This is a genomic window from Fibrobacter sp. HC4, from assembly GCF_023373925.1.
Taxonomy (GTDB): domain Bacteria; phylum Fibrobacterota; class Fibrobacteria; order Fibrobacterales; family Fibrobacteraceae; genus Fibrobacter.
The window spans coordinates 1-22,753 of sequence record NZ_JALCZV010000006.1 but is presented as its reverse complement, the minus strand read 5'-3'; the positions used below and the strand labels follow the sequence as shown (position 1 = coordinate 22,753).

At 51.5% G+C, this 22,753-nt stretch carries 21 protein-coding genes; 14 read left to right on the top strand and 7 right to left on the bottom strand.

Going from position 1 to position 22,753, the window contains the following annotated elements:
• The first annotated feature begins 142 nt into the window (after positions 1–142).
• The 3 genes from MMG03_RS05275 to radA all read left to right on the top strand — a co-directional run bounded on the left by MMG03_RS05275 (position 143) and on the right by radA (position 3,228).
• Entirely contained in the window at positions 143–706 is a 564-nt protein-coding gene (locus tag MMG03_RS05275; RefSeq protein WP_249505802.1) for a CMP deaminase, read from the top strand.
• A 22-nt stretch (positions 707–728) separates the two neighbouring features.
• Positions 729–1,607: a hypothetical protein gene (locus MMG03_RS05270; RefSeq protein ID WP_249505801.1), complete on the top strand. Its 879-nt coding sequence runs from the start codon at positions 729–731 to the stop codon at positions 1,605–1,607.
• Positions 1,608–1,830: 223 nt separating this feature from the next.
• Positions 1,831–3,228, top strand: coding sequence for a DNA repair protein RadA (gene radA, locus MMG03_RS05265; protein WP_073158098.1), 1,398 nt, complete (start codon positions 1,831–1,833; stop codon positions 3,226–3,228).
• A gap of 111 nt (positions 3,229–3,339) precedes the next feature.
• Here the strand turns inward: radA and MMG03_RS05260 are convergent, their stop codons facing one another.
• On the bottom strand, positions 3,340–4,752 hold the full coding sequence (locus MMG03_RS05260; RefSeq protein WP_083541948.1) for a pentapeptide repeat-containing protein: 1,413 nt from the start codon (positions 4,750–4,752) through the stop codon (positions 3,340–3,342).
• Between the two features lie 120 nt (positions 4,753–4,872).
• On the opposite strand from MMG03_RS05260, the gene MMG03_RS05255 reads away from it, so the two are divergent.
• From MMG03_RS05255 to MMG03_RS05245, 3 genes are read left to right on the top strand one after another with little or no spacing between them, the layout of a single operon-like run.
• Positions 4,873–6,081, top strand: coding sequence for an NAD(P)/FAD-dependent oxidoreductase (locus MMG03_RS05255; protein ID WP_088665590.1), 1,209 nt, complete (start codon positions 4,873–4,875; stop codon positions 6,079–6,081).
• 6 nt (positions 6,082–6,087) lie between these two features.
• Positions 6,088–6,534: a SufE family protein gene (locus MMG03_RS05250; RefSeq protein ID WP_073158103.1), complete on the top strand. Its 447-nt coding sequence runs from the start codon at positions 6,088–6,090 to the stop codon at positions 6,532–6,534.
• Positions 6,535–6,570: 36 nt separating this feature from the next.
• Positions 6,571–7,167 (top strand): hypothetical protein, encoded by a 597-nt coding sequence (locus MMG03_RS05245; protein ID WP_249505800.1) that lies wholly within the window; start codon positions 6,571–6,573, stop codon positions 7,165–7,167.
• A gap of 101 nt (positions 7,168–7,268) precedes the next feature.
• On the opposite strand, the gene tsaE is transcribed toward MMG03_RS05245, so the two are convergent.
• Both tsaE and nspC read right to left on the bottom strand, forming a co-directional pair.
• Positions 7,269–7,676 carry a tRNA (adenosine(37)-N6)-threonylcarbamoyltransferase complex ATPase subunit type 1 TsaE gene (gene tsaE / locus MMG03_RS05240; RefSeq protein ID WP_073158109.1) on the bottom strand — a complete coding sequence of 136 codons (408 nt, stop codon included), beginning with the start codon at positions 7,674–7,676 and terminating at the stop codon, positions 7,269–7,271.
• Positions 7,677–7,973: 297 nt separating this feature from the next.
• The gene (gene nspC, locus MMG03_RS05235) at positions 7,974–9,101 is read right to left on the bottom strand and encodes a carboxynorspermidine decarboxylase (protein WP_073158112.1); all 1,128 of its coding nucleotides are present in this window, start codon (positions 9,099–9,101) and stop codon (positions 7,974–7,976) included.
• A 71-nt stretch (positions 9,102–9,172) separates the two neighbouring features.
• Here nspC and MMG03_RS05230 point away from each other — a divergent pair, with 71 nt between their 5' ends.
• From MMG03_RS05230 to MMG03_RS05215, 4 genes are read left to right on the top strand one after another with little or no spacing between them, the layout of a single operon-like run.
• A complete protein-coding gene (locus MMG03_RS05230; protein WP_073234867.1) occupies positions 9,173–9,940 on the top strand; it encodes a hypothetical protein in 768 nt (255 codons plus the stop codon).
• A gap of 22 nt (positions 9,941–9,962) precedes the next feature.
• Positions 9,963–10,946 carry an iron ABC transporter permease gene (locus MMG03_RS05225; RefSeq protein ID WP_073158117.1) on the top strand — a complete coding sequence of 328 codons (984 nt, stop codon included), beginning with the start codon at positions 9,963–9,965 and terminating at the stop codon, positions 10,944–10,946.
• Complete coding sequence (locus MMG03_RS05220) at positions 10,946–11,665, top strand: ABC transporter ATP-binding protein (RefSeq protein ID WP_139258264.1); 720 nt, start codon at positions 10,946–10,948, stop codon at positions 11,663–11,665. The genes MMG03_RS05225 and MMG03_RS05220 overlap by 1 nt, the downstream gene beginning before the upstream one ends.
• 3 nt (positions 11,666–11,668) lie before the next feature.
• A complete protein-coding gene (locus tag MMG03_RS05215) occupies positions 11,669–12,703 on the top strand; it encodes a TraB/GumN family protein (protein WP_249505799.1) in 1,035 nt (344 codons plus the stop codon).
• Here MMG03_RS05215 and MMG03_RS05210 read toward each other — a convergent pair whose 3' ends face one another.
• From MMG03_RS05210 to rho, 3 genes are all read right to left on the bottom strand, one after another.
• Positions 12,704–14,035, bottom strand: coding sequence for a sigma-54-dependent Fis family transcriptional regulator (locus MMG03_RS05210; RefSeq protein ID WP_249505798.1), 1,332 nt, complete (start codon positions 14,033–14,035; stop codon positions 12,704–12,706). It lies immediately after the preceding gene.
• Between the two features lie 93 nt (positions 14,036–14,128).
• Positions 14,129–14,935: a pyrroline-5-carboxylate reductase gene (gene proC, locus MMG03_RS05205; RefSeq protein WP_073234876.1), complete on the bottom strand. Its 807-nt coding sequence runs from the start codon at positions 14,933–14,935 to the stop codon at positions 14,129–14,131.
• A gap of 150 nt (positions 14,936–15,085) precedes the next feature.
• Entirely contained in the window at positions 15,086–17,095 is a 2,010-nt protein-coding gene (gene rho, locus MMG03_RS05200; RefSeq protein ID WP_249505797.1) for a transcription termination factor Rho, read from the bottom strand.
• Between the two features lie 279 nt (positions 17,096–17,374).
• Here rho and folK point away from each other — a divergent pair, with 279 nt between their 5' ends.
• From folK to panC, 3 genes are read left to right on the top strand one after another with little or no spacing between them, the layout of a single operon-like run.
• Complete coding sequence (gene folK, locus MMG03_RS05195; RefSeq protein WP_073158128.1) at positions 17,375–17,884, top strand: 2-amino-4-hydroxy-6-hydroxymethyldihydropteridine diphosphokinase; 510 nt, start codon at positions 17,375–17,377, stop codon at positions 17,882–17,884.
• A gap of 1 nt (position 17,885) precedes the next feature.
• Positions 17,886–18,536: a deoxynucleoside kinase gene (locus tag MMG03_RS05190; protein WP_073158131.1), complete on the top strand. Its 651-nt coding sequence runs from the start codon at positions 17,886–17,888 to the stop codon at positions 18,534–18,536.
• A complete protein-coding gene (panC, locus tag MMG03_RS05185; RefSeq protein ID WP_073158134.1) occupies positions 18,536–19,390 on the top strand; it encodes a pantoate--beta-alanine ligase in 855 nt (284 codons plus the stop codon). The genes MMG03_RS05190 and panC overlap by 1 nt, the downstream gene beginning before the upstream one ends.
• 102 nt (positions 19,391–19,492) lie before the next feature.
• Here panC and MMG03_RS05180 read toward each other — a convergent pair whose 3' ends face one another.
• On the bottom strand, positions 19,493–22,399 hold the full coding sequence (locus tag MMG03_RS05180) for an adenylate/guanylate cyclase domain-containing protein (protein WP_249505796.1): 2,907 nt from the start codon (positions 22,397–22,399) through the stop codon (positions 19,493–19,495).
• A 106-nt stretch (positions 22,400–22,505) separates the two neighbouring features.
• Here MMG03_RS05180 and MMG03_RS05175 point away from each other — a divergent pair.
• On the top strand, positions 22,506–22,753 hold a 248-nt coding region (locus MMG03_RS05175), incomplete at its 3' end, for a transposase family protein (RefSeq protein ID WP_249505554.1).

Genomic DNA, 22,753 nt, shown 5'->3' with positions numbered 1-22,753 from the left:
CAAAAAAGCTGGTGGTGGCTTCGGCTGCCACCAGTTTTTTATTGTCTTCCTGAGTTCCGCAAGGTGTTGATAAATGCGTTTTTGTTGTCATCCTGTGCGTTAGCGAAGGATCCAGTAAAACTTTTATTATATATTTAGCGCCATGAACAAGGAACCTTCCCGTACACAGCTTCGCGACGAAGTCTACACCCAGATGATGGTGGCCCAGGCTCGTCTTTCCAAGGATCAGAACACTCAGATGGGAGCCATCCTGGTATCTCCCGAGGGGCGCGTCATCAGCACTGGTTACAATGGTGCTCCTGCCGGTTTTGACGACGAAACAGTTCCCTACACTCGCGAAAAGCAGTTGTTGGCCTACGACCTGCTGGATGCTGATTCCGGTGAACTCCTGAGCCATCACGAGTTCGAGGCTAATAAGTATCCCTTCATGGTACATGCCGAAATCAATGCCCTGCATTATGCCCGCGGTAAGGTACCTGCAGGTTCCAAGCTGTACGTGATTGGATTCCCCTGTGAAAGGTGTGCTCTGGATGTAAGCCTTTCCGGTGTTTCTGAAGTCTTTGTCACGAAGGACGATTACGATCCTAAGTCCACCTTGAACAACAGTCGCGACACAGCCTACTACATGTTCGCCCAGGCCCACATTGTTGTGACTCTGTGCGGTAAACGTATTCGCCCTGTTGTTTCAAAGCCTGCGAAGACGTAAAAATTTTTTTTGGAGGTTAGTCATGAGGAAGTTATTTCTTCTTTCTTTATTCTGTGCAGCGACTGTTTTTGCGCAGCAAGATGATTCGGATGCCCTGGATTTCGCAGACGAAAACAGTGCGTCTGTTTCTGCACCGGCTCCGTCAACGTATGCGGAACCTGCATCTGCGTCATCCCCTTCCAAGTGCTCGGTTTATTCTCCGTGTGCAAACACCGCTGAATCCAACACGGCATCCGGTCAACCTGTAGCCCAGGTGCAGACGGCTCCTGCCAGAAGCGCCTTCTTCCTTGACCTTACCTTGGGTATTATGTGGAATAGTTACAGTCGTGAAACGATGTATCGTAGCTATGCCAGCTATTACGATGATTACTATAATCGTGATCAGATGGAGCGGGAATACTCTGGTTTGGGTCCGATACTTGGTTTGAAAATTGGTGGCAACATTCGTGGCTGGGCTGCACCTCATTTTGTAATGGAATTTGGCAAATCTTATGGTGAAACAGAAGAAGAATACTATGATTCCGATGAGAACGAGTATCGTAAGGCCAAGACCAGCGCCTTTAGATTTTTCATTGGTGGTGGTGTGACATGTTTCCTTAGCAATGACCCGCAGTCTGCTTCAAGCGGCGTTTTCCTGGGCCTGGATTTCGGTTTCGTTTTGTCTGCTGCCCAGAAGCACATTTCCTGGGATGACGTTGAGGATGTGGGGGGCATTGATGACGTGGGCGTCGGAATCAAGTTTGAAACAGGATATGTGTGGAGAATGGCGGATCACTTCAATATTGGTTTCACATGGTCCCTGAGTATTGATGACGCTGTTGATGATAACGATAGCGATTATCGCAGGGAAGAATCTTCCATGTATACCGTTGGGTTCGCTCTCACTATCATGAGAAAGTAATGGTGAACAAGTTTTCTGTGTTGGCGGTTCCGTAGGCTATGTCGTCACTGCCGTCATGTCGTTGGATGATAATAGCTGGGCTGGATTTGGTTCAGGTTTCCAGGTTGAAATTCCTGCGTCTCACCCGAGGTTAATGGGGGAGAGTCGGGCAAAGTTCCGCTAATTGTTAAGAAAAAAGCCCGTTGACAGAAAATGTCAACGGACTTTTGTTATATTAGTGCACATGGTAGCAGTAAGTAAGTCTAAGAAAGAAATTGAGTTCCTCTGTACGGAATGCGGCAATACTACGCCGAAGTGGGCCGGAAAGTGCCCGTTCTGTGGTGCCTGGAGCACCCTCAAGGAACATGCTATAGAAAAGCTGGATGTGGCTGCCGGTCGAGGTGGCCGCGGTTTGGGAGGCCCCGTGCATAAGGTGGTGGCCCTGCGAGATGTGGCCACGGAAGATACGAAACGTCTGAGTACTGCAAACACGGAATTCGACCGGGTCCTTGGAGGCGGCTTTGCTCCAGGCAGTCTTGTTCTGATTGGTGGCGATCCCGGAATTGGTAAATCGACTCTTGTGTTGACGACTCTCGCTACCATGAATGCGGCTGGCGTCAAGGCGCTGTACGTCAGTGGCGAAGAAAGCGCCTGTCAGGTTAAACTCCGTAGCGAACGTCTGAACGTGGCTGGCTCCGATATGCTACTGCTCTGTGAGACCAGCCTCGAAAAGATTATTCAGCAGGCAAACGAAATCAAACCGCAAATATTGGTAATCGACTCCATTCAGACTGTGTATAAGGGCGATCTTTCAGGAACGCCCGGGTCCGCGGCGCAACTTCGTGAATGTACTCTGGACTTGATGGTCTGGGCGAAAAACTCAGGCTGCATTACCATCTTGATTGGCCATGTTACCAAGGACGGCCAGATTGCTGGCCCCCGTATTCTGGAACATATGGTGGATACCGTGGTCTATTTCGAAGGCGACCGGAATCATCAATACCGTCTTCTTCGAACCATAAAGAATCGTTTTGGCGCTACCGACGAAATCGGCGTCTTTGAAATGACGAGCCACGGGCTGGCTTCCGTCCCGAATCCTAGCAAGGTGTTCTTGCAGGAAGGCGTTCCGCCTACTCCGGGGAGTGTCGTGTGCTGTACCATGGAAGGGTCAAGGGCGCTGCTCTTTGAAACTCAGGCCCTTGTGAATCAGACTACCTTTGCGGTTCCTCAGCGGGTGGCGGCGGGTATCGATGCCAAGAGGCTCACTATCATACTGGCCCTGCTTGAAAAGTTTGGCGGTATCACAATCGGGGCGTCCGATGTATTTGCAAGCATTGCCGGGGGCATGAAGGTGAACGATACTTCGTCGGATTTGGCCTTGGCTCTAGCTATAGCCAGCAACCACTTGGGAATTCCGTTATCCCGTCAGACTATTGCCATCGGTGAACTAGGTCTGTCTGGCGAAATCCGCAGCGTAAGTCTGCTGGATCAGCGTCTTAAAGAGGCCGGTCGACTGGGAATGTCCGAAGCGATCGTTCCTGCGTCTGGAGCGGATCCGTCCCGCGAGGGTGGTCGTTCCCTTAAGGTGGTCCGCGTAAAGACCTTGGGTGAGGCCATAGCCTGGCTGATGGATAAAAAGTAGATGTAAAAAGCCAATGCTGCTTTGACTGTGAACATCAAAAAAACACCCTGCGATGCAGGGTGTTTTTAAGTTCTATAAAATCCGCTTTGGTTTTAAGAAGCAAAGAAGAAATTAGTCTTCGTCGTCGGATTTTCTCTTCTTCTTTTTCTTCTTGGGCATTGCGTCGTCTGCTACAGAAGACTTCTTGCCTTCGACCTTGATGTCAGCAGCCTTTTCGCCGCGCTTGGTGAAGCCGTACTGACGAGGATCGAAACCGGAGGGGAAGACAGTCTTGTTATCGTAGATCACCTTCTTGGCGGTGAACTTTTCGATCTTAGCGCCATCCAGGTTTGCACCGGAGAAGTCAACGTCGTTCATCTTGGTGTCGGCGTCGATCTTGATGCCCTGCATGTTGGCGTTGGTGAAGTTAACCATTTCCAGCTTAGCGCCGGCGAAGCTTACGCCGCCCATCTGAGCGAGGATGAAGTCGGAACGTTCGATGGTGGAGTTGGCGAAGTTGGCCTTGGTCAGGTCAGCCTTGTCGAAAATGTTCTTACGGACGTAAGCACCGTCGAAGACAGCCTTCAGGAGTTCAGCTTCCTTAAAGTCGTTCTTGCTAACTTCGGTGTCGAAGAAAGAGGTCTTGCTCATCTTGGACTTGTTGAATTCGCTCTTGGAAACGGAGCCCTTGTCGAATACAACACCGGTCAGGTCCTGGCCGCTGAACTTCATGTTCTTGACGGTGGACTGAGCGAACTTGGCCTTCTGGAGCTGGGCCTTAGAAAGGTCAACATCGTTAAAGGTGGTCAGAGAAAGGTCTGCGTCCTGCAGATTGACGTTCTTGAAGTCTGCACCGCTGAATTCAGCCTGGGAAAGACCGGCCTTGGCGAAGTTAACGTCAACCAGGTCCACGCCCTTGAAGTTTGCTGCAATCAGGTTACAGGCGGTAAAGTCGGTCTTGACCATGGTGGTCTTGCGGAGGTCTGCACCAGCCATCAAGGAACGAGAGAAGTTGGTGTTGGTCAGGTTGGCCTTGTAGAAGTTTGCACCGGTAAGGTCAACGTCCATGACAGAAGCCTGAGTGAGGTCAGACTTTTCGAAATTGGTGTTTTCGTCTACCTTCATAGCGTCCAGACGGGCATTCTTCATGTTGGTCTGGGGGAACTGGCTACCCAGGAGGGTTGCACGGTAGAGGTTTGCGCCTGCAAGGTTTGCACCTTCGAAAGAGGAGTTACGAATGTCTGCGCCGCTGATGACGACCTTTTCGAGGTTGGCGTCTTCGAAGCTAGCGTCGCTAATCACAGCGTTCTGGAAAGAAACTTCCTGGAGGCTTGCCTTTGTAAAGTTGGGGCCTTCGCCAGTAGCACGGCGGAAGTCGGTGGTGTTCTTGACTGCCTTAGCCTTGCTGAAGTTGAAGCCATCGATACGCTTGTTACTGAAAGAAACGTTCAGATCCTTGCCTGCCCAGTTGTCCTGTGCGAATACGTTCAGTGCAAGTGCACTAACAAGGCAAAGGCCAAACTTTGAAACTCTCTTCATATTCATATATAACATTCCCTTTGAGGATAAACCAGATAACGGATAGCCCTAAAATAACTAAATAATTTGCAAAACTGCAAGACTTTTAAAAAAACTCTATAAATAAAAGCTAACTTGTAGGGCGAAATGAGCAATTTTTCGTCAAAACAGTACGATGTGGTGGTCTGTGGGGCCGGTCCTGCAGGCTTGATGGCTGCCTGCACCCTTGGACGTCTGGTTCAAAAGGAGACTTCCGGTGCTAGACGGGTCTTGCTTCTAGATAAAAAGGAACCTTGGAAAGAGCCTATTTTCTGTGCCGAAGCGGTATCTTCTCGGCGTCTGAAGGCCCTTTGGCCTGTGGATCCCTCCTTTGTTCGCGGAAACCTGTCCGGGATTTATTTTACCTCTCCCAAACGTTACCGCGCTGAGTTTTATAGTAAGGATTGCGGTTATCAGCTGAATCGCTCCGCTCTGCACAAGAATATTGCCGACGAATGCGTCAAGGCTGGTGTGGAATGTCATTTTGACTCCGTGGTCAAGAAGCTGGATCGCACCGAAAACGGTTGGAATGTGGTGGTATCTTCCAAGGGTGTCGAAGAAACCCTAAGCTCTACCCTTATTATAGACTGCTCTGGCCCCGGTGCCAAGCTGACCCGTGGAATCCCCTGCCTCGAGGGCATGGAAGACGGTGCCACTGATCTTGAACCTGCAGTCTTTGCGGTGGCCGAGGGCATTCCTCATAGCCGTGAACATATTGAATTGTTCTTCGGTAGTGAATTTAAGGACGGCTACGGCTGGATCTTCCCCCGTGACGGCAAGGAAGTAAATATTGGTTTTGTGCTGGGGAAGGACGTTCGTAACGAGGGTTCCCTCCGCCAGAAACTTCTTGATTTTATCGCTCGCGACTATCCTGGCTCTACGGTCAAGGCTGTCTACGGGGGCATGATTGCCTGCGGACAGTCCCATAAGCCGATCGCCAAGTGCGGTCTCTTTAAGGCCGGCGATTCTGCCAGCTGCGTCAATCCCATTAGCCGTTCCGGCATTACGGAATCCCTCCTTTGCGGTAAGATTGTGGCCGAGGCTGCCATGGAATGGTTGCAGGATTCTGGCGAAAACCGTGAAGCGATCGAGGCCCGCGCCCACCAGCGCTGGATGCAGGAAATGGGCAAGTCCCATATGCAGATTGCCCGCGGAAAGCCTGGCTTCAACAAGATTACAGACGAGCAGTTCGACAAGGCTGCCTTGCGTCTGTCCAAGTTGCCTAAAGAGAAGCAGACTCTGTTCCGCATATTCTTTAACGTCCTGTGGGCAAGTCCGTCCTTAGTCTGGAAACTCAGGTCATTCCTCCACTGGTAGTCTAGTATGTCTGAAATTATCGAAAAACGTCTCGAGGAAGTTCGAACCAAGTTCGCTGGCTTCACCGATCCCGATGACAAGTGGAAGTTCATCCTTGATCTGGCTAAGGCCCACAAGGGGATGGACGCCGCTCTTAAGGCAGAAAAGTTCATTATTTCTGGTTGCGCATCCACCATGTACCTGGTTCCTAATTTTGACGGAAACCTGCTCCATTTTGAAATGGATGTGGAAGGCGGCACTACGAATCCCCTGATCAGCCGTGGTCTGGGAGCCCTGGCCCTCAAGATTTATAATGATACCGCTCCGGCTGACATTCTGGCGGTGGACCCGAAGTTCTTTCAGGACATTGGTCTAAACGTTGGACTTTCACCTACAAGGTCTAACGGTTTTGCGAGCCTTGTAAAGCAGATTTATTTGTACGCCCGAGTCTTTGCTGCTCTGGCCAAGAAGTAGAAGAACGCGATTTATAAAAGTAAAGGATAAAGGAAAATGTCTTTTAGTTTCTTGAATGGAAAGAGCCCCTTTGACGAGGCTGAAGAACGCCTGGAAGCTGGTGAAACCGTTAACGGCAAGCCGAAGATGCCTGTGGCTCCTGTCATGGGTTGGCAGGATGGTGTTGCCCTCCTGGTGATTATTGCCCTGGTTGTTGGTGGCTACCAGTACTATCAGTATGCCAAGCGCACCAGTGCAGAAGCCTTCGCTACCTGCGGAACTCTTTATACTGCGGCTCAGACCGATGCGTCCAAGTATGTCGAAATGGAAAAGTGCTATGAGGCTACCTGGGATCTGGGTTTTGTAAGCGATACTCTGGAAGTGGTTCGCCAGAACCGCCTGGGCGAAGTGGAAGATATGCGTACTGCCCAGAAGGATTTGCTGGCTAGCGCCAATGCCGCTTTCGACAAGGGCGATACCGCCGCCGCAGTCAAGATCGTGACCGAATACAAGGGTGCTATGCTTCTGTACACGGGCGACCAGTCTGAATGGGATGAAATCGCAAAGTTTGCGACTGCCGCTCCTGCTGCCGAAAAGGTTGCAGAACCCGCCGCAGAAAAGGCTGCTGAACCTGCAGCTGATGCTCAGAAGTAATTCTTGTCAAAAGGTTTGCTGAACTGAAAAACACCGCAATGAAATGCGGTGTTTTTTGATGTCCACAATATTTTTTAGGACCGTCTATTTGAGGTTTTGCCTCAACGTTTTTCCAAGTGTATTTCCCGTTCGGTTTCGTTGAGAATGTCGATGCGGATCACGTGGGTGATGCCCGGGTCATTCTCTTCGAGACGTTCCGGCCATTCAATCAGGCTGACACCTTGTTCCAGGTAGTCGGGATCCAGACCCACTTCGTTCAGGTCGGCACCACCTTCCAGTCGGTAAAGATCGAAATGGAAAATGGGTGGATTGTTGGGGTATTCGTGGAGGATGGTGTAGGTGGGGGAGCATACGGCGCCCTCGAATCCGAGACCCTTGCAGACTCCGCGGCTAATAACCGTCTTGCCTGCACCCAGGTTGCCGAACAGGGCCACCTTGTCGCCTGGTTTCAGGGACTTGCCGAATTCCACGGCCCAAGCATAAGTGGTTTCTTCTGACGTAAACTTCATAATAGTGAACAGTGAAGAGTGAATAGTTTTGAGCGATGAGCAGTGAGTGATGAGTTTTGAGCTGTGAGTTAATAAGTCAGGCGCCTTTGGCGCAGTTATGATAACTCATGGCTCAAAGCTGAATACTCATGGCTGAACAAGGCGCCTTTGGCACGGTTATTAGAAGTTAGTAGGAAGTAGGAAGAGCCGCTGACAAAAAAATGCTTACTGCCTACTGTCTACTTTCTAAAAGGAGCCGCAGGCCCCGCCCTCATACCTCGAACCTGAAAGCGAGCTTTGCGAGCGACCTGATACCTGCTACAGCTTGTCCTTGAACTGCTGGTAGGTGAACTTATGGAGCAGGTGGAACTTACCTTGTTCGTCAAACTTGCCTATGCTGGGGTGGCGCACACCGTTGAAGAATGTGGTCTTCACCATGGTATAGTGGATCATGTCTTCGAAGATGATTCGGTCGCCGACCTGCAGGGGTTTGTCGAAGGAGAAGTCGCCCAACTGGTCGCCGGCCAGGCAGGAATTTCCGGTCAGCTTATAGGTGTAGGGCTTTTCGCCGGGGAATGCGGAACCGGTAACGGCAGGGCGGTAGGGCATTTCCAGACAGTCGGGCATATGGGCGCTAATGGAGACGTTCAGTACGGCGATGTCCATTTCGTTGTGGACGATGTCGCCGACTGTGGCTACCAGTTCGCCGGTTTGCCAGCCGACCGCTTCGCCTGGTTCCATGATGACAGTCAGATGGGGGTAACGTCCCATGAAGTCCTTCAGGATGCGGACCAGCTCATCGCGGTGGTAATCCTTGCGGGTGATGTGGTGGCCACCACCGAAGTTGACCCATTTCATCTGGTTCAGATACTTGCCGAAGTGCTGTTCGAATGCCTTCAGTACGCCTTCCAGGGCGTCTGCATCCTGTTCGCAGAGGGCGTGGAAATGGAGACCTTCAATTCCGTCCAGAAGTTCCGGTTTGAACTCGGCTTCGGTGACTCCAAGGCGGCTGAACTTGCCGCAGGGGTTATAAAGGTCGGTTTCTACGGTGGAATACTGGGGATTGACGCGGATGCCTGCAGAAACGCCTGCCTTCAGGGTCTTTTCCTTGAATCGTTGCCACTGGCTGAAGCTGTTAAAGGTAATGTGGCCTGCACAGCTCAAAATTTCGTCGATTTCGTCGTCGTCATACACCGGTGCGAAGACGTGGACTTCCTTTCCCATTTCTTCCTTGGCCAGTTTAGCCTCGTTTAGGCTGCTGGCGGTGGCCCCGGCTAGATATTCGCCGATCAGGGGGAAGGAACGCCAAAAGCTATAACCTTTCAGGGCGCAGATGATTTTTACGCCGGTTTTCTTCTGGATATCGTCCAAAATTTCCATATTTCGGCGGAGACGGGCCTCATCGAGGACAAAACAGGGGGATGGAACTTGAGAATAGTCTAGCATAGGGCCAAAGATAGCCTTTTTTTACACCTTTTTAAACTTTTTTGCTTATGCTTTAACTACATTTAACGGTGATGAGATTTTCTTCTTATAAGCACGTTGTTATTTCGCTGTTGGCTCTGGCTTTTGCCGGAGTGGCAATGGCTCAGTCCGTTCCCTCCAAGGTTGAATCCCAGGTGGTGGCGGCTCCCCGTGGCGCTTCGACTCTTGATGAAATGATCCAGGCAAAACTGGATTCCATGAATCATGCTGTTCCCTCCGTCGGTCCCCGTAACTCTGATAGCCTCGCTAAGGTTCAGGCCGATAGCGTTCGCAGACTGATCAAGGAAGGCAAGTACGTCCAGCGCGCCAAGTACGACAAAAAGAACTTCGACCACTGGAACATCGATACCGTTCTCCAGAAGTCCATGAAGGAAAAGCTGGTGGGCGTGTGGCGCACTCCCATTGTGGCTCACGGTCATGCCTTCCGCGATGCTGAACTCCGTTTCTGCATGAACGATACCTTGATCGGTGTTACCCGTACTTATTCCGATTCCGGTCGTTATCAGATGACTGGTGAATATGTGTTCAAGGCCCGCTACCGCTTTGATTCTGACCGTTCTCTGGTCAGCCGCGAAGTGTTCAGCGACCGTAAGGTGGTCCGTTGGGACTTTATCACCTTCGATATTACCGATGGTGCTCTTGAATACAACCTGAACAAACTGGAATTCCGTGACCTGAACGATAACTGGCTCAACGCTCTGCAGGGCTTTGATAACGTTCCTCCCGAAGTTTATAATCGCGACGAAAAGGGCTCTGCCGAAATGAAGCGCGAATACGAAAACAGCAAGAAGAAAAAGTAATTGCGGTTTGGGGCCAAGCGCCATGAGCCGAAATTCTTCGAAAATTTCTAGAGCAGTTGTTGGCTTTGTAGTGCTAACACTGCTCTTTCTGTTTTTTGCGGCCCTGACCTTGACCGCCGGTTCAACCTCCATCAGCTGGTCGGACCTGGGGTTCAGGAACGTTCCCTACCAGAATATGGCTGCCCAGATTTTCTGGGAAATCCGCTTCCCTCGACTGGTGGCGGCGGTTCTGTCTGGTGTGGCGTTGGCGGTTTCGGGCCTGGCTTTGCAGACCTTATTCCGTAACCCGCTGGCGGGACCTTTTGTGCTGGGTATTAGCAGCGGGGCTAGTCTGGGTGTTGCCCTTTCACTGTTGGCAGGTCTTAGCTTTGGACACTTTGGCGTGCTGGGGGCTGCGGCGGTGGGCGCTCTCGGTGTGACGTTCCTGGTGATGGCGGTGTCTACCCGCTTTAGAAATTCCACGGTGCTCCTTGTGGTGGGGCTGCTGGTAGGGTACTTCATCGACGCCGTGATTAGCCTCTTGATCGTGAACAGCGATGCGGAATCCTTGCGGGTTTACGTGAGCTGGGGCATGGGAAGTTTTGGACGTCTAACTTATGACGGGGTCTGGATTTTTGCGGCTGCGGTGGCGGTTGGACTTGGGCTGGTGGTGTGTGCCATGCGGTACTTGAATGCCGTGCGCCTGGGGGATGATTTTGCCCGAGGTCTGGGTGTGAATGTACGTTTGGGCCGCGGTCTTGTTCTGCTGGGAACTTCCATCCTGGCGGCATCGGCCACGGCTTTTTGCGGCCCGGTGGCTTTCGTTGGAATCGCGGTTCCTCACCTGGCTTTTATGTTGTTCAAAATCAGCAACCATCGCGTGCTGATTCCTGGGGCGGCCTTGTGCGGTGCTGTGCTTTGCCTGGCCGCAAGCCTCTTCATGACTTTGCCCTTGAATGCGGTTCTTAGCCTGGTGGGCGTTCCCGTGGTGCTGTGGGTGATTATCCGTGGTGGGAGGGGGCGCTGATGGCGGAATTGCTGAAGTGTGAAAATCTTTGCTTTGGGTATGGCGGTTCTGGTTTTGCGGCACCCCTGAATTTTGAACTGCAGCCTGGCGAAGTGGTGGCCCTGATGGGCCGCAACGGTTCCGGCAAGAGTACCTTGCTGAAAACTTTGTGCGGTCGGATTCCCGCCCTGGGCGGAACTATAAAGGTTTGCGGGACCTGTCTGAAGTCCCTAAAAACTATGGATCTTGCAAAGCTGATCGCCTATATTTCCATTAGCAAGGCCGCTCCGGATCGGATGACCGTCCGTGAATTCGTGGGGCTCGGCCGCATGCCTTACAGCGGTTTTCTGGATGGCCGTACTGCCGAGGACGTGAAGATTGTGGATGAATCCCTGGAACTTTTGGAACTTTCCGGTTTTGGGGACCGCTATGTTTGCGAACTGAGCGATGGCGAACGGAGCCGCGTGTATTTGGCTATGGCCCTGGCCCAACAGGTGAAGGTCTTGTTGTTGGATGAGCCTAACGCGTTTTTGGATATTCCCTGGAGCCATCAGCTTTTTAGGACTCTGCGCACTATTGCGGCGGAACGTGGCGTGGGAATTTTGGTGTCGACCCATTCCCTGGATTTTGCAGAAAAATATTGCCAGCGCGTGATGGTCGTTGGGGACCGTAGCGTTTCTGTAGAAAATTGGGAAGGGGCGCGAGCCGGGGGCTTGCTGGACTGGACAAAGGGGGAATAGCTTATGGGGAATGCAAATTTTTTGAAGTGCGTTATTCTGGGCTGCTTATTTATTCTGGCGGGGTGCGCCGGGAACAAGGCCCCAGAGGTGTCCGCTGAAGTTCCTGCAGAAAGTTCCGTTTCGCCGGCTCTAAAGGGAATTGAGGCGCCTGCCGGGGAGAAGCATTTCTTCTGGAAAGTTTCCGACGAAAATTCCAGCGTGTGGGTTTTGGGTAGCGTTCATTTTGCGGACTCGACTTTTTATCCGCTGGATTCCGTGATTGAAACGGCCTTTGTCGCTTCAGAGGAACTGGCGGTAGAAATTAATCTGAATGACGATTCCACCAGCAATGAAGTTTCGTCGAAGATGATGCAGGACGGCTTGCTGCCTGCGGGGGTGACCTTGAATTCTGTGCTGCCCCGTAATGTCTGGAATTCCCTGGACAGCCTGTGCGCGGCCTGGAACTTTCCTGTGATGGCCTTGCAGCGTTTGCGCCCCTGGTTTGCGGCCACGACTTTAAGCGCCGTTGCCATTCAGCGGGCTGGCATCCAGGCGGAATACGGAATTGACGTCGTTCTGATGGACCGTGCCGCTACCGATGGGAAGGCCATTGTGGGCTTGGAAACTGCCGAGGATCAGGTGAGTGCCCTTTCTGGAACGGGGAAAGATTCCGATGAATCGCAGTCGGATTCCGCGGGCGTTTACTATCTGAAGACAACCCTGCGTGAAATTGCGGGGCTGGATTCTATGGTGGCGCAAATGATGCGTGCCTGGAAGACTGGCAATGATTCTTTGCTTCGTGTTGTAATGAATGCTGAATTCTGCGACGAAAAATCCGGTAATTGCGAAGGTGATTCCGAGTCCGAAAAGAAAATGAAGGCGGACTTGGAAGAACGAATTTATACCAGTCGCAATGCCAAGATGGCAGGCTCCATTGCGCAGTTCCTTGAAGAAGACAGAAATGTATTTGTGGTAATCGGGGCTGCCCACTTGGCCTTGGATGAAGACAATGTGATAGAACTGCTTCGCCGTAAGGGCTTTAGAATCCGGCGATTCTAATTATTTTAAATCTTTCACATCGATGCCGAGGTGGCTCAGACGGTTGTAGAGGGCGGTGCGCAATAGGCCCAGCTGTTCGGCGGTGGCGCGTACAGAACCGTTGTTTTCGCGGATCTTGTTCCTAAGGAATTCCCGTTCCTGGTCCAGTTGCATTTCGCGGAATTCGTCATAGGTTTCGGCTGCGGGAAAATCCTGGATCTTGGGGAAATCCTGGGGTTCGTCCAACTGTAAATCTTCGGGAGAAATGAGGGTGGACGTTGCGAAACAGAGGGCTCGCTGGATGACGTTTTCCAGTTCGCGGATGTTGCCGGGCCAGGGGTGGTTTTGCAGTTTTTCCAGGGCGGCCCTGGAAAGGGTGAACTGCTCGCCGGGGGCCTGATACTGCTGGATGAAATAGCTGGCCAGATCCTCGATATCTTCGCGGCGTTCGCGGAGGGGTGATATCTTGAGGGGGATGACGCTGAGACGGTAGTAAAGGTCTTCGCGGAAAGTCTTGTTGCGGACGGCTTCCTTTAGGTCGCGATTGGTTGCCGCGATGAATCGCACGTCGATATGCTTTGTCTTGTTGGCTCCGATGGGGCGGATTTCCTTGTTCTGCAGCACTCGCAGCAGTTTGACCTGGGTGTGCAACGGCATATCGCCAATTTCGTCTAGGAAGATGGCGCCTCCATCGGCGGCTTCGAAAAGGCCGATGCGTTCGTTCTGGGCGCCGGTAAAGGCTCCGCGGGTGTGGCCGAACAGTTCGCTTTCAAAAAGGTTGTCGGGAATGGCGCTGCAGTTGACCGTTACGAACTTGTCGTAGACGCAGGAGACGGCTCGGGCAATCAGTTCCTTACCGACGCCGGTTTCGCCCTGGATCAGTACGGGGCCGGTGTGGATAATGGCGCGTTCTACGGATTTGCGCAGCTTTTGCATGGCGTCGCTGTTTCCTACCAGATGGCTCATGCGTTCGCTAAAGACTTTGCGGGCGTTGTAGATTTCCTTTAGTTTGGAAATCTTGCTCATCAGATGAAGCTTTATGGCTTCGACAGATAGGATGATATCATACAGTTTATTGGAAAGTTCGCTGTACCTGTCCAGCGATTCCCCATAAACAAGAATCAATGTGTCCGGATTCTTTTCGCGAATGTGGGTCAGTGCCTGTAAGTTGTCGCTAAAGGAATCCAGATCCCAGATGACGAGGGGGCTTAATTTGTCGACGGACTTTAAAAGAAAATCCGCACCCGCGTAGGTGTCGGTAATGTGCAGGTTGACATCGTAATTCACCGTGGAGAAAACGTCCTGGATGAACGAGGACGTCGGAGTCTCCTGGGTGAAAAAATCGATGAGCATGATTTAGCGTAAAGCGTAGAGCTTAAAGTAGAAAGAAACTCGCTTTAAACTCTTACCTTTAACCTTTATCCTTTATCCTTTATCCTTTAAACTTTACTTGCCCAGTTCCTTGCTGCGTTCGGTGCCTGCAACCACAGCCTTCATGACGGTGCTGCGGAATGCGCCTTCTTCCAGGGCGTTGATGCCTGCGATGGTGGTGCCTGCGGGAGAGCAGACCATGGCGCACAAGTCGCTGGGGCTCTTGCCGGACTGCTTCACCAGTTCGACGCTGCCTTCGATGGTGCCGAGGGCCAGCTTCAAGGCGACATCGCGGGTAAGGCCGGCCTTTACGCCACCGCGGGTCAATGCTTCAATGAATTCGAAGACGTATGCGGGAGCACTGCCGGAAAGACCGGTCACTGCATCCATCAGGCTTTCTGCTACGCGGCAGGTAACGCCGATGTTGCCGAAAATCTTTTCTGCGGTAGCGAGGGTGGCCTCGGTAACGCCGTCGGTAGCGAGACCTACGGAACCCTTGCCCACAGTGAGGGGCAGGTTGGGCATGACGCGGAGAACCTGGTTCTTTGCGCCAAGAACGTCGGTCAGGGCGGCGCGGGTAACGCCAGCCATAATGCTGATGAAGGTCTTTTCGTTTGCGATGGCGTCGGCTGCTGCCTTCCATTCGGCGCTGACCAGCTTAAAGATCTGGGGCTTTACGCAAAGGAAGGTGACATCGGCGTTGTTGACGCCTTCTGCGAAGCTTGCTACGCGGACGCAACCCAGTGCAGAAACTTCTGCGGCAGCCTTGTCGCTGGGATCGAAGAAGAAAATGGACTTGGGATCATTTCCGGCCTGAAGAAGGCCGCGGAGAATTGCACCGCCCATGTTGCCGGTGCCAGCGAAGAAAATTTTATTAACCATAGTTCGTTGTTTTTAAAAAAGTGAAAATTTTCAGTTATAAATTACGAATTATGAATTACGAGACGAATAATCGCGGCTCTGCCGCCTAGCTAATTTTAGTAATTCGTACTTTATAATTCATAATTAGGTAAAAATCAACTTCGTTGATTTTTACCTCACGCTGTCCTTGGCCTTGCGGAGGAATTCCAGCAGGTCGGCATTGCTCTTATACTGCTTCATCCACTTGATTAGCTTGTCCATAATGCCGTTTTCGGTATCGTTCTGCATGCTTTGACGAACGCTCCAGAGGATGTTCTGTTCGTACAGAGAAAGCAGACGGTCTTCCTTACGGGTGCCGGACTTAAAGATATCGATAGCGGGCCAGGTGCGCTTTTCGGCAAGGCGACGGTCCAGAACCAGTTCCATGTTACCTGTGCCCTTGAATTCTTCAAAGATCACTTCGTCCATGCGGCTGCCGGTTTCGATCAGGGCGGTTCCGATAATGGTAAGGGAGCCGTTCTTCTGGATGACTTCACGAACGGGTTCACCTGCGGAGGTGTAAATCATCTGACCGTTGGTGTCCTTCTGGAAATCGCCAAGCTTGTCGGCAATCTTACGGGCGGCACCAAAGAACTTCTTGGGGAACTGCATGGCCATGGCGTCCACACCGCCAGAAAGAATCTTGCCGGAGTGGGGAATCACTACGTTGTTGGCGCGTGCAAAGCGGGTAATGGAGTCCAGAAGCACAACCACATCCTTCTGCTGTTCCACCAGGCGCTTGGCCTTTTCCAGGACCATGGTGGCCACGCGGGCGTGATGGTCAGGAGGTTCGTCGAAAGTGGATGCAACGACTTCTGCCTTGAGGGCGGGGTTCTTTTCTACCAGCTTGCCTACGATTTCGCGCATTTCCGTCACTTCTTCGGGACGTTCGTCAATGAGCAACACCATGATGATGCATTCAGGATGGTTTGCTGCAATGGCGCGGGTCATGTTCTGCAGGAGGATTGTCTTACCGGTACGGGGAGGTGCCAGGATAATGGAACGCTGACCCTTACCGATGGGGCTGAACAAATCCATGACGCGGGTGGTCAGTTCGTCCTGGTCCCATTCCAGGTTGATCTTTTCGTTAGGATGGATGGGAGTCAGGTATTCAAATGCTACGCGGCGCTTGATCTTTTCGGGATCGTCAAAGTTGACCTTGTCTACGCGGCGGAGGGCATAGAACTTGTCGCCATCGCGGGGGGGGCGTGCAAGACCTGCAACGGTGTCGCCAACCTTCAGGCCGAAACGGCGAATCAAGTTCTGGCTCACATAAACGTCATCGGGACCCTGCTGGTAGTTGAATTCGGTATTGCGGAGGAAACCGTGACCCTGCGGGGTGACTTCCAAAAGGCCTTCGGCGTAAACGATGTTGTTTTCGTTTTCCAGGCTCTGGAGCAGAAGGCCCAGGGACTGCTTGCGGTAACGGCGGAAGTCCAGATTTTCTTTCTGGCTTGCCAGTTCCTGCAAGTCGCTCATGGTCATCTTGCGGTACTTGGCCCAGCAATCGCGAGCCTTGCACCAGGCTTCGGAATCCGGATCCGGCATCGGCACGGTGTCTTCCTGTTCTTCCTGCTGCTGGGGGCGGTTGTTGTTATTGTTGTTGCGGTTGTTCTTGTCGAACTTGTTAAACTTGTTCTTCTTGTCGTACTTGTTGAAGCGTTCTTTCTGCTGGGGTCTCTGCTGACCGTCTGCAGATGCGTTTTCGGAGGTGCCGTCCTGGGCTGCGCTAGGATCTGCGGTGGCCTGAGTTTCTGCCTGCTGACCATCTGCATTCTGTGCGGAATCCGTTGCGGGAGCGGTTTCTGCTGCGGGAACTGCGCTAATTTCTGCGGGAACGGCTGCCGGTTCGTTTTCGGCCTTCGCTGTTTCAACGGGTGCTGTGTCGGCCTGCTTTTCGGCGGAAACTTCCTGAACGTTGTTCTTTTCCTTTATCCGTTCGACTTTCCTGTTTGCTTTTTTCTCATCGTCATTCTTTGCTGCCTTTGCTCGAGGAGCCCGCTTTGCGGGTTTTCCTTCGGGAGCCGGTTCTGCCTGGACGGGGAGTTCAATGCCTTCGCGGAGTTCGGCAGGAACTTCCATGCCTGTGGATTCTTGGTCGGCCAAGTGGGTACTTTTAGTCGTTTTTTTGATGGGAGCCACGATTGTGTCCTATTAAATAAGAATTGACGTATTAAAATGCGACTTTATTCATCTGCAGTATTTGGATTATTCCCAAAATGGACGGATGAATAATTTTCGATATGAAAAATTTGAAAAAAAATATGAATGCGGCCGAATGTCGACCGAACGTCGCTAATTATAATTAATTATATGGGGATTGTCATAAAAAAGGTCAGATTTTATAAAAAAACTTTTTGGGGGTGCCGAAAAAATGGGGGTGTCAACTTAGTGACAATTTGAATAGTTATATTTACCAGCGTGAATTCACTAGAACGTGTATTTGTTGCCCTGGGGTCCAATTTGCCCAATCGTTCCGCTCACCTGAGTGAGGGGCGCGATATGCTCCGCAAGGTGTCTAAGGGTGGCTGGAAAGAAAGCCCGATTTATGAAACTCCGCCGGTTGGTCCGGAGGGGCAGGGTCCCTACCTGAATCAGGTTGTCTCGTTCTGGTATTCGGGAACGTCGGAACGTTTGCTGAATTATCTGAAAGGTTCAGAGTTCATTTTGGGACGTAAGTACCGTGGGCACTGGAATTCCAGGGAAATTGACCTTGACTTGCTCTACTTTGGAAACGAGGTGAGCCGGGGAATTCCTACATTGCCTCACCCGCAGATTGTTAACCGCCAGTTCGTGTTGGTTCCCTTGAATGATATTGCCCCGGAGTGGGTGGATCCCCAGATGGATTCCAAGGTTTCTGACCTTCTGACGAGACTTCTCCTGAAAGAGGAGAAAATTCCTTTCCGCGTAGTCACCTCGGAGGAAGCGTAATATGCTAGTAGAAAAAGGTGTGCATTTCCTGGCCATCGAAGGCGTTATCGGTGTGGGAAAGTCTACTCTCGCGAAGATTATTTCGGAGAGGTGGAATGCCATGTTCATCGAGGAAAATTTTGCCGAAAACCCGTTTTTGGAAAAGTTCTACCAGAACAAGTCGGCTTACGCCTTCCAGACACAATTGTTCTTCTTGCTGGAACGTCACAAGCAATTGCAGAATAGCGCCATGCAGAGCGATATGTTCCATGAACTGCGGGTCAGTGACTACACTTACGAAAAGGATCCGATTTTTGCTGCGCAGAATTTGACGGATAGCGAGTTTACCATGTACGAACAGGTGGCCATGGCCTTGAATAGGGACATTCCCCGCCCTGATCTGGTGGTCTACCTGCAGGCCAGCGTACCTACCTTGCTAAACCGAATTAAGGGTCGTGGTCGCCCCATGGAAAAGACCATCGAGGGGTCATACCTCCAGTCCCTGATGGACCGGTATGATCAGTTCTTTTGGAATTATCCCTATGCTCCGGTGTTGATCATCAATACCGACAATATCGATTTTGTACATAACGAATCCCACCTACAGCTGGTGCTGAATGCTATCGCAGAATGCCCCAGGCAAACGACTTATTTTGTTCCAGAAGGTAAATAATGCAAGTCATCACTTCAATCGATGTTCTACGTAAAACCCTGAAGCCGTTGGCTCAGCAGGGCAAGACTATTGGTCTTGTGCCCACCATGGGCGCTCTGCACGACGGTCACGGAGCCTTGATCAAGGCTTCGGTCAAGGATTGCGACGTAACGGTTGTCAGTGTATTTTTGAATCCCATCCAGTTTGGCAAGAACGAGGACTTGGACAAGTATCCCAAGCGTCTCGAAGCTGACGCCAAGCTGGCCGAATCTATCGGTGCCGACTATGTGTTCGCACCCTCCGTTGCAGAAATGTATCCGGATGGCGATCCTTTGACCATGGTCCGCGACGAAACTTTGGAAAGCATGTATTGCGGTGCCTACCGTCCGGGCCATTTCCGTGGCGTGCTCACCGTGGTTTCCAAGCTGTTCCTGATTTCCGGTGCCCATCACGCCTACTTTGGCGAAAAGGATTATCAGCAGGTGTTCCTGATTGAACGCATGGTGAAGGATCTGAACTTCGATATCCAGATTCACCGTGTGAAGATTGTCCGTGAAGAATCCGGCTTGGCTCTTTCTAGCCGTAACGAATACCTGAGCGAAGAAGAAAAGGCTCGCGCACTGGGTATTAGCGGTGGCTTGAAGCAGGCTAAGGACGCTTTCGATGCTGGTGAACGTAGCGTTGCTAAGCTTCGTGACTTTGTCCTGAAGTCCATCTTGGCCGCTCGCGGTACCGTGCAGTTCGTAGAAGTGGTGAACCAGAAGACTCTGCAGAAGTTCTCTGCAGGAATGCTGGCTCCCGAAGATAAGGTTGTCATCCTGGTTGCTGCCTTCTTCGGCAAGACCCGCCTCATTGATAATATTGAATTGAATTAGTCAGGAATCCGGCTGCGCCGGTAACTCGAACTTTCAAAAAAAAGACCTCGGTTTTAACCGGGGTCTTTTTATGCATAATGGGAATGCGCTAAGCCTAGACGTTTACTTCTCTGTTGCTGTAAATACGCCGTCCCATTCTTCGCCTTCGGTGACAGGGGGGTGCTGCTTGTAGGCAATGCAACGTTCGATGTACACGTGGGAGGGGGTGGTCTTGCTTCCCGGGTCGCGGTCTGGGTGGTGGGGCTCCAGTTCTAGACACATATTGAACATCTGCAGGGCGGTGTCCCATTTCATGGCTAGGTAATATTGGCGGGCTTCTTCCCAGAGCTTTACCAATTGCTGCAGTTGGCTTTCGTTTTCGCAACCGACGTGTTCCAGCAGTTCGAAAGTCTTTACAGGCAGACTCTTACCCACAACGCGGATTGTATCCAGCGAACGGTAGATGAATCTGGACTTGTCCAGCTGCTGTTCGGTATCTTCGCTGATTTGAATGTAGGCTCCGTACTGCTTGGCTGCACTTTCTAGACGGGCGGCCAGGTTCACGGCGTCACCCATCATGGTGTAGTTCTTACGCATGGTAGATCCCATATTGCCGGTAACGATGTCGCCGGAATTGATACCGATTCTCATGTGCATGTCATGGACGATCTTTGGCCACTTGTTTCCTTCGCTGGCCCATTTCTTACGGAGCATCTTCAGTTTGCGCTGCATGTCCACGGCTGTATCGCAGGCGCTCTGGGCGTGGTTTTCTAGAGGCATGGGCGCTCCGAAGAATGCGATAATGGCGTCACCTTCATACTTGTCCAGAGTGCCTTCGTTCTGAAGGAGCGTGTCGGTCATGGCGGTCAGGTATTCGTTCAGCAAATCAACTAGTTTTCGCGGGTCGCCAATCTTTTCGGAGAAGGTGGAGAAACTGGCGATGTCGGTAAAGTAGGCGGTAATGTTAGACTTTTCACCACCGAGGGTGGGCATAATTTCGTTGTTCACCATGGCGTCGATCAGTGCCGGAGAGATGTACTGCTTGAACGCATCGTTGATGAATCGTTTTTCCTTGTTTTCGAAATAGAACTGCACCACCAGCGTGGTAATGTTGATGAGCAGCATGGTCGATAGAGGTCTCGATACACCGATGTAAAGCCCGTGGTCAAAGAAATTGTAGGCGACGTAGGTGTAGATAATCATTGACAGCAAGGAAATCGGCACAGAAATGTTGCTCTTGAAGCAAAGGCCGATTAACAGGCTGAATACGGCAAGAAGCAAGACGATAATCTGCTGCTTGTGTTCGCTGAGGGTAGTGACGTAGTCCCCATCCAGAATGTTCTTGATGATGGTGGCATGGATCAGCACGGCGGGATAGTTTTCTTCGTGGGGGCCGGACACAAAGTCGAATAGGGCCGCCGCGGCAGAACCCAGGATGAAAATTTTTCCCTGGTAAAGTGAGGGGTCGACACGGCCGTTGGATACGTCATAATAGGAAAGGTGCTGGAAGGTCCTCTGGCCCACTGTTGTTTTGTAATGGCCTTTGTAGTTGACCTGGTAACGGCCGAATTTGTCGATTGGAACTCGCTTGACGGGGCCGAAACGCATTTCTTCGCCGGGGGCGAGGTTCTTGATGGCCAGATTTTCTGTAAGCTTGATGTCGCGGATGACTTCGTCGGACAGGATTAGCTGATTGGATTTCCACTTTTTGGTAGACCTGTCATATCGGATGTCCATATCCATGGAAAGGTGAATGGACCTGTTTGCGGGAATCCGCTGAATGGAGTCCTGGAAGTACTGGATTGTCTTGACGATGTATCTGTTGATGATAATGTCGTCGCCTTCTTCGGGGTCGTTTAAAATGAATCGGTTTCCGGAATTGTCTTCGTCATCGAAACTCAGGGTCATGCCGTAGTTCAGGTTTACGGGGGCGTCTTCCTTGACCATGGCCAAGGTTTCTTCTGAGATGTTCAGCAGTTCCTGGGAAAGTCTTTCGTTCAGGTACTGGCCCTCAAAAATTTCGAAGGTCAGCTGGCCCTGGCTATCCTTGCGGGCCACAATCTTGGACGAAATGTCGATAAAGTCCTTGGCAGCCTTTTTCTGGAAATCTGCATCGGCTAGGGCGCTGTGCAACGCCAGGAACATGGGGTAGCTGAAGTTGGGGTAGGTGGTGTGGTATATACCTGCAGAATCGCGGTAGATGCCAAAGGGCTTGCCTAGATCGATGTATTGCCCCATCTTGATCTGGACGTTTTCGGGTTTTTGACCGAATAGATGGAGGATGGTCATCAGCGACATGGTGGAGTAAACCATGCTGGTGTCGTCGGGATAGAGTTCCGGACTGGGGAAGCGGTACAGCATGGAGACTCGGCGAACAACGCCATCAAGGTCCGGATAGGCGTTCACGGATCCTAGCTTGGTTCCTGCCTGGGCCAGTTCCGGGAAAATATTGTCTAGCAGTTCCTTGGGTTCTACCTGGTCAATTTTGTCAATCTGGTCGTTGCGGAATACCGAACTATATCCAACTTCGTCGGCACGTTCCTTGGAACTGAGGGGGCGCCACTGGGATTCGTGCTTGTAGGATTTGGCGTCATCGAACATGTCGCATACGATGGAGTTGCCGCCAGCCTTGATGGCTGCGACCAGCATGGAATCGTAGTTGAAGAAAGCCCTGATGCTAGGCTTTAGGGAATCCCAGTTGCTTTTGGGGCTAATGTTTGATAGGAGGGTGTTTACCTGTCCTGCCTTCTTGGATCCAAAGTCTGCACTTTTTAGCAAGATATCAAAGCCGATGGCCGAAGCGCCGCCTTCGTTCAGGTGGCGGACCACGTTGGCGTGGATGGAACGGTCCCATTCGTTATAAGGGCCAAGCTTTGCCAGGGAGGGTTCGTCGATATCTACGATGATGATGTTGGGGTCAGAATTGTTTTCCAGGGAAATCTTGTCGTCTACCTGTTCATCTTCTTCGTCCTTGGTATTTGTAACGCCCTTGAAGAATAAATCGTAAAAAATATGGCTCTTCATCAACATGTGTGGGTGGCTTCGCCACCCTTTTTTGTTGACTTTCGCCTAAATTAAACAAAAAATGGGCTATTTTCTAAAATTTAATCGCCAAAAAAAACAGAAGAAAAAGCCCATGTCAAAATTATACAAATCCATCTTCAATGTCAACGGCTGTTCAGTCGTCAAGCAGGAACAAACCGATACCACGGTCACCATCACGGTAAGACTCACCAAGGGCAACGCCAGCAGGTGCGGCTGTTGCGGGCGAAAAGGGAAACTCTACGACAACGGCCGGGAACAGAGGGTATGGCGGACGCTCGATCTCGGCACGAAAATGGGCTTCATCAAGATGGACACCTACAGGGTGAAGTGCAGGAAGTG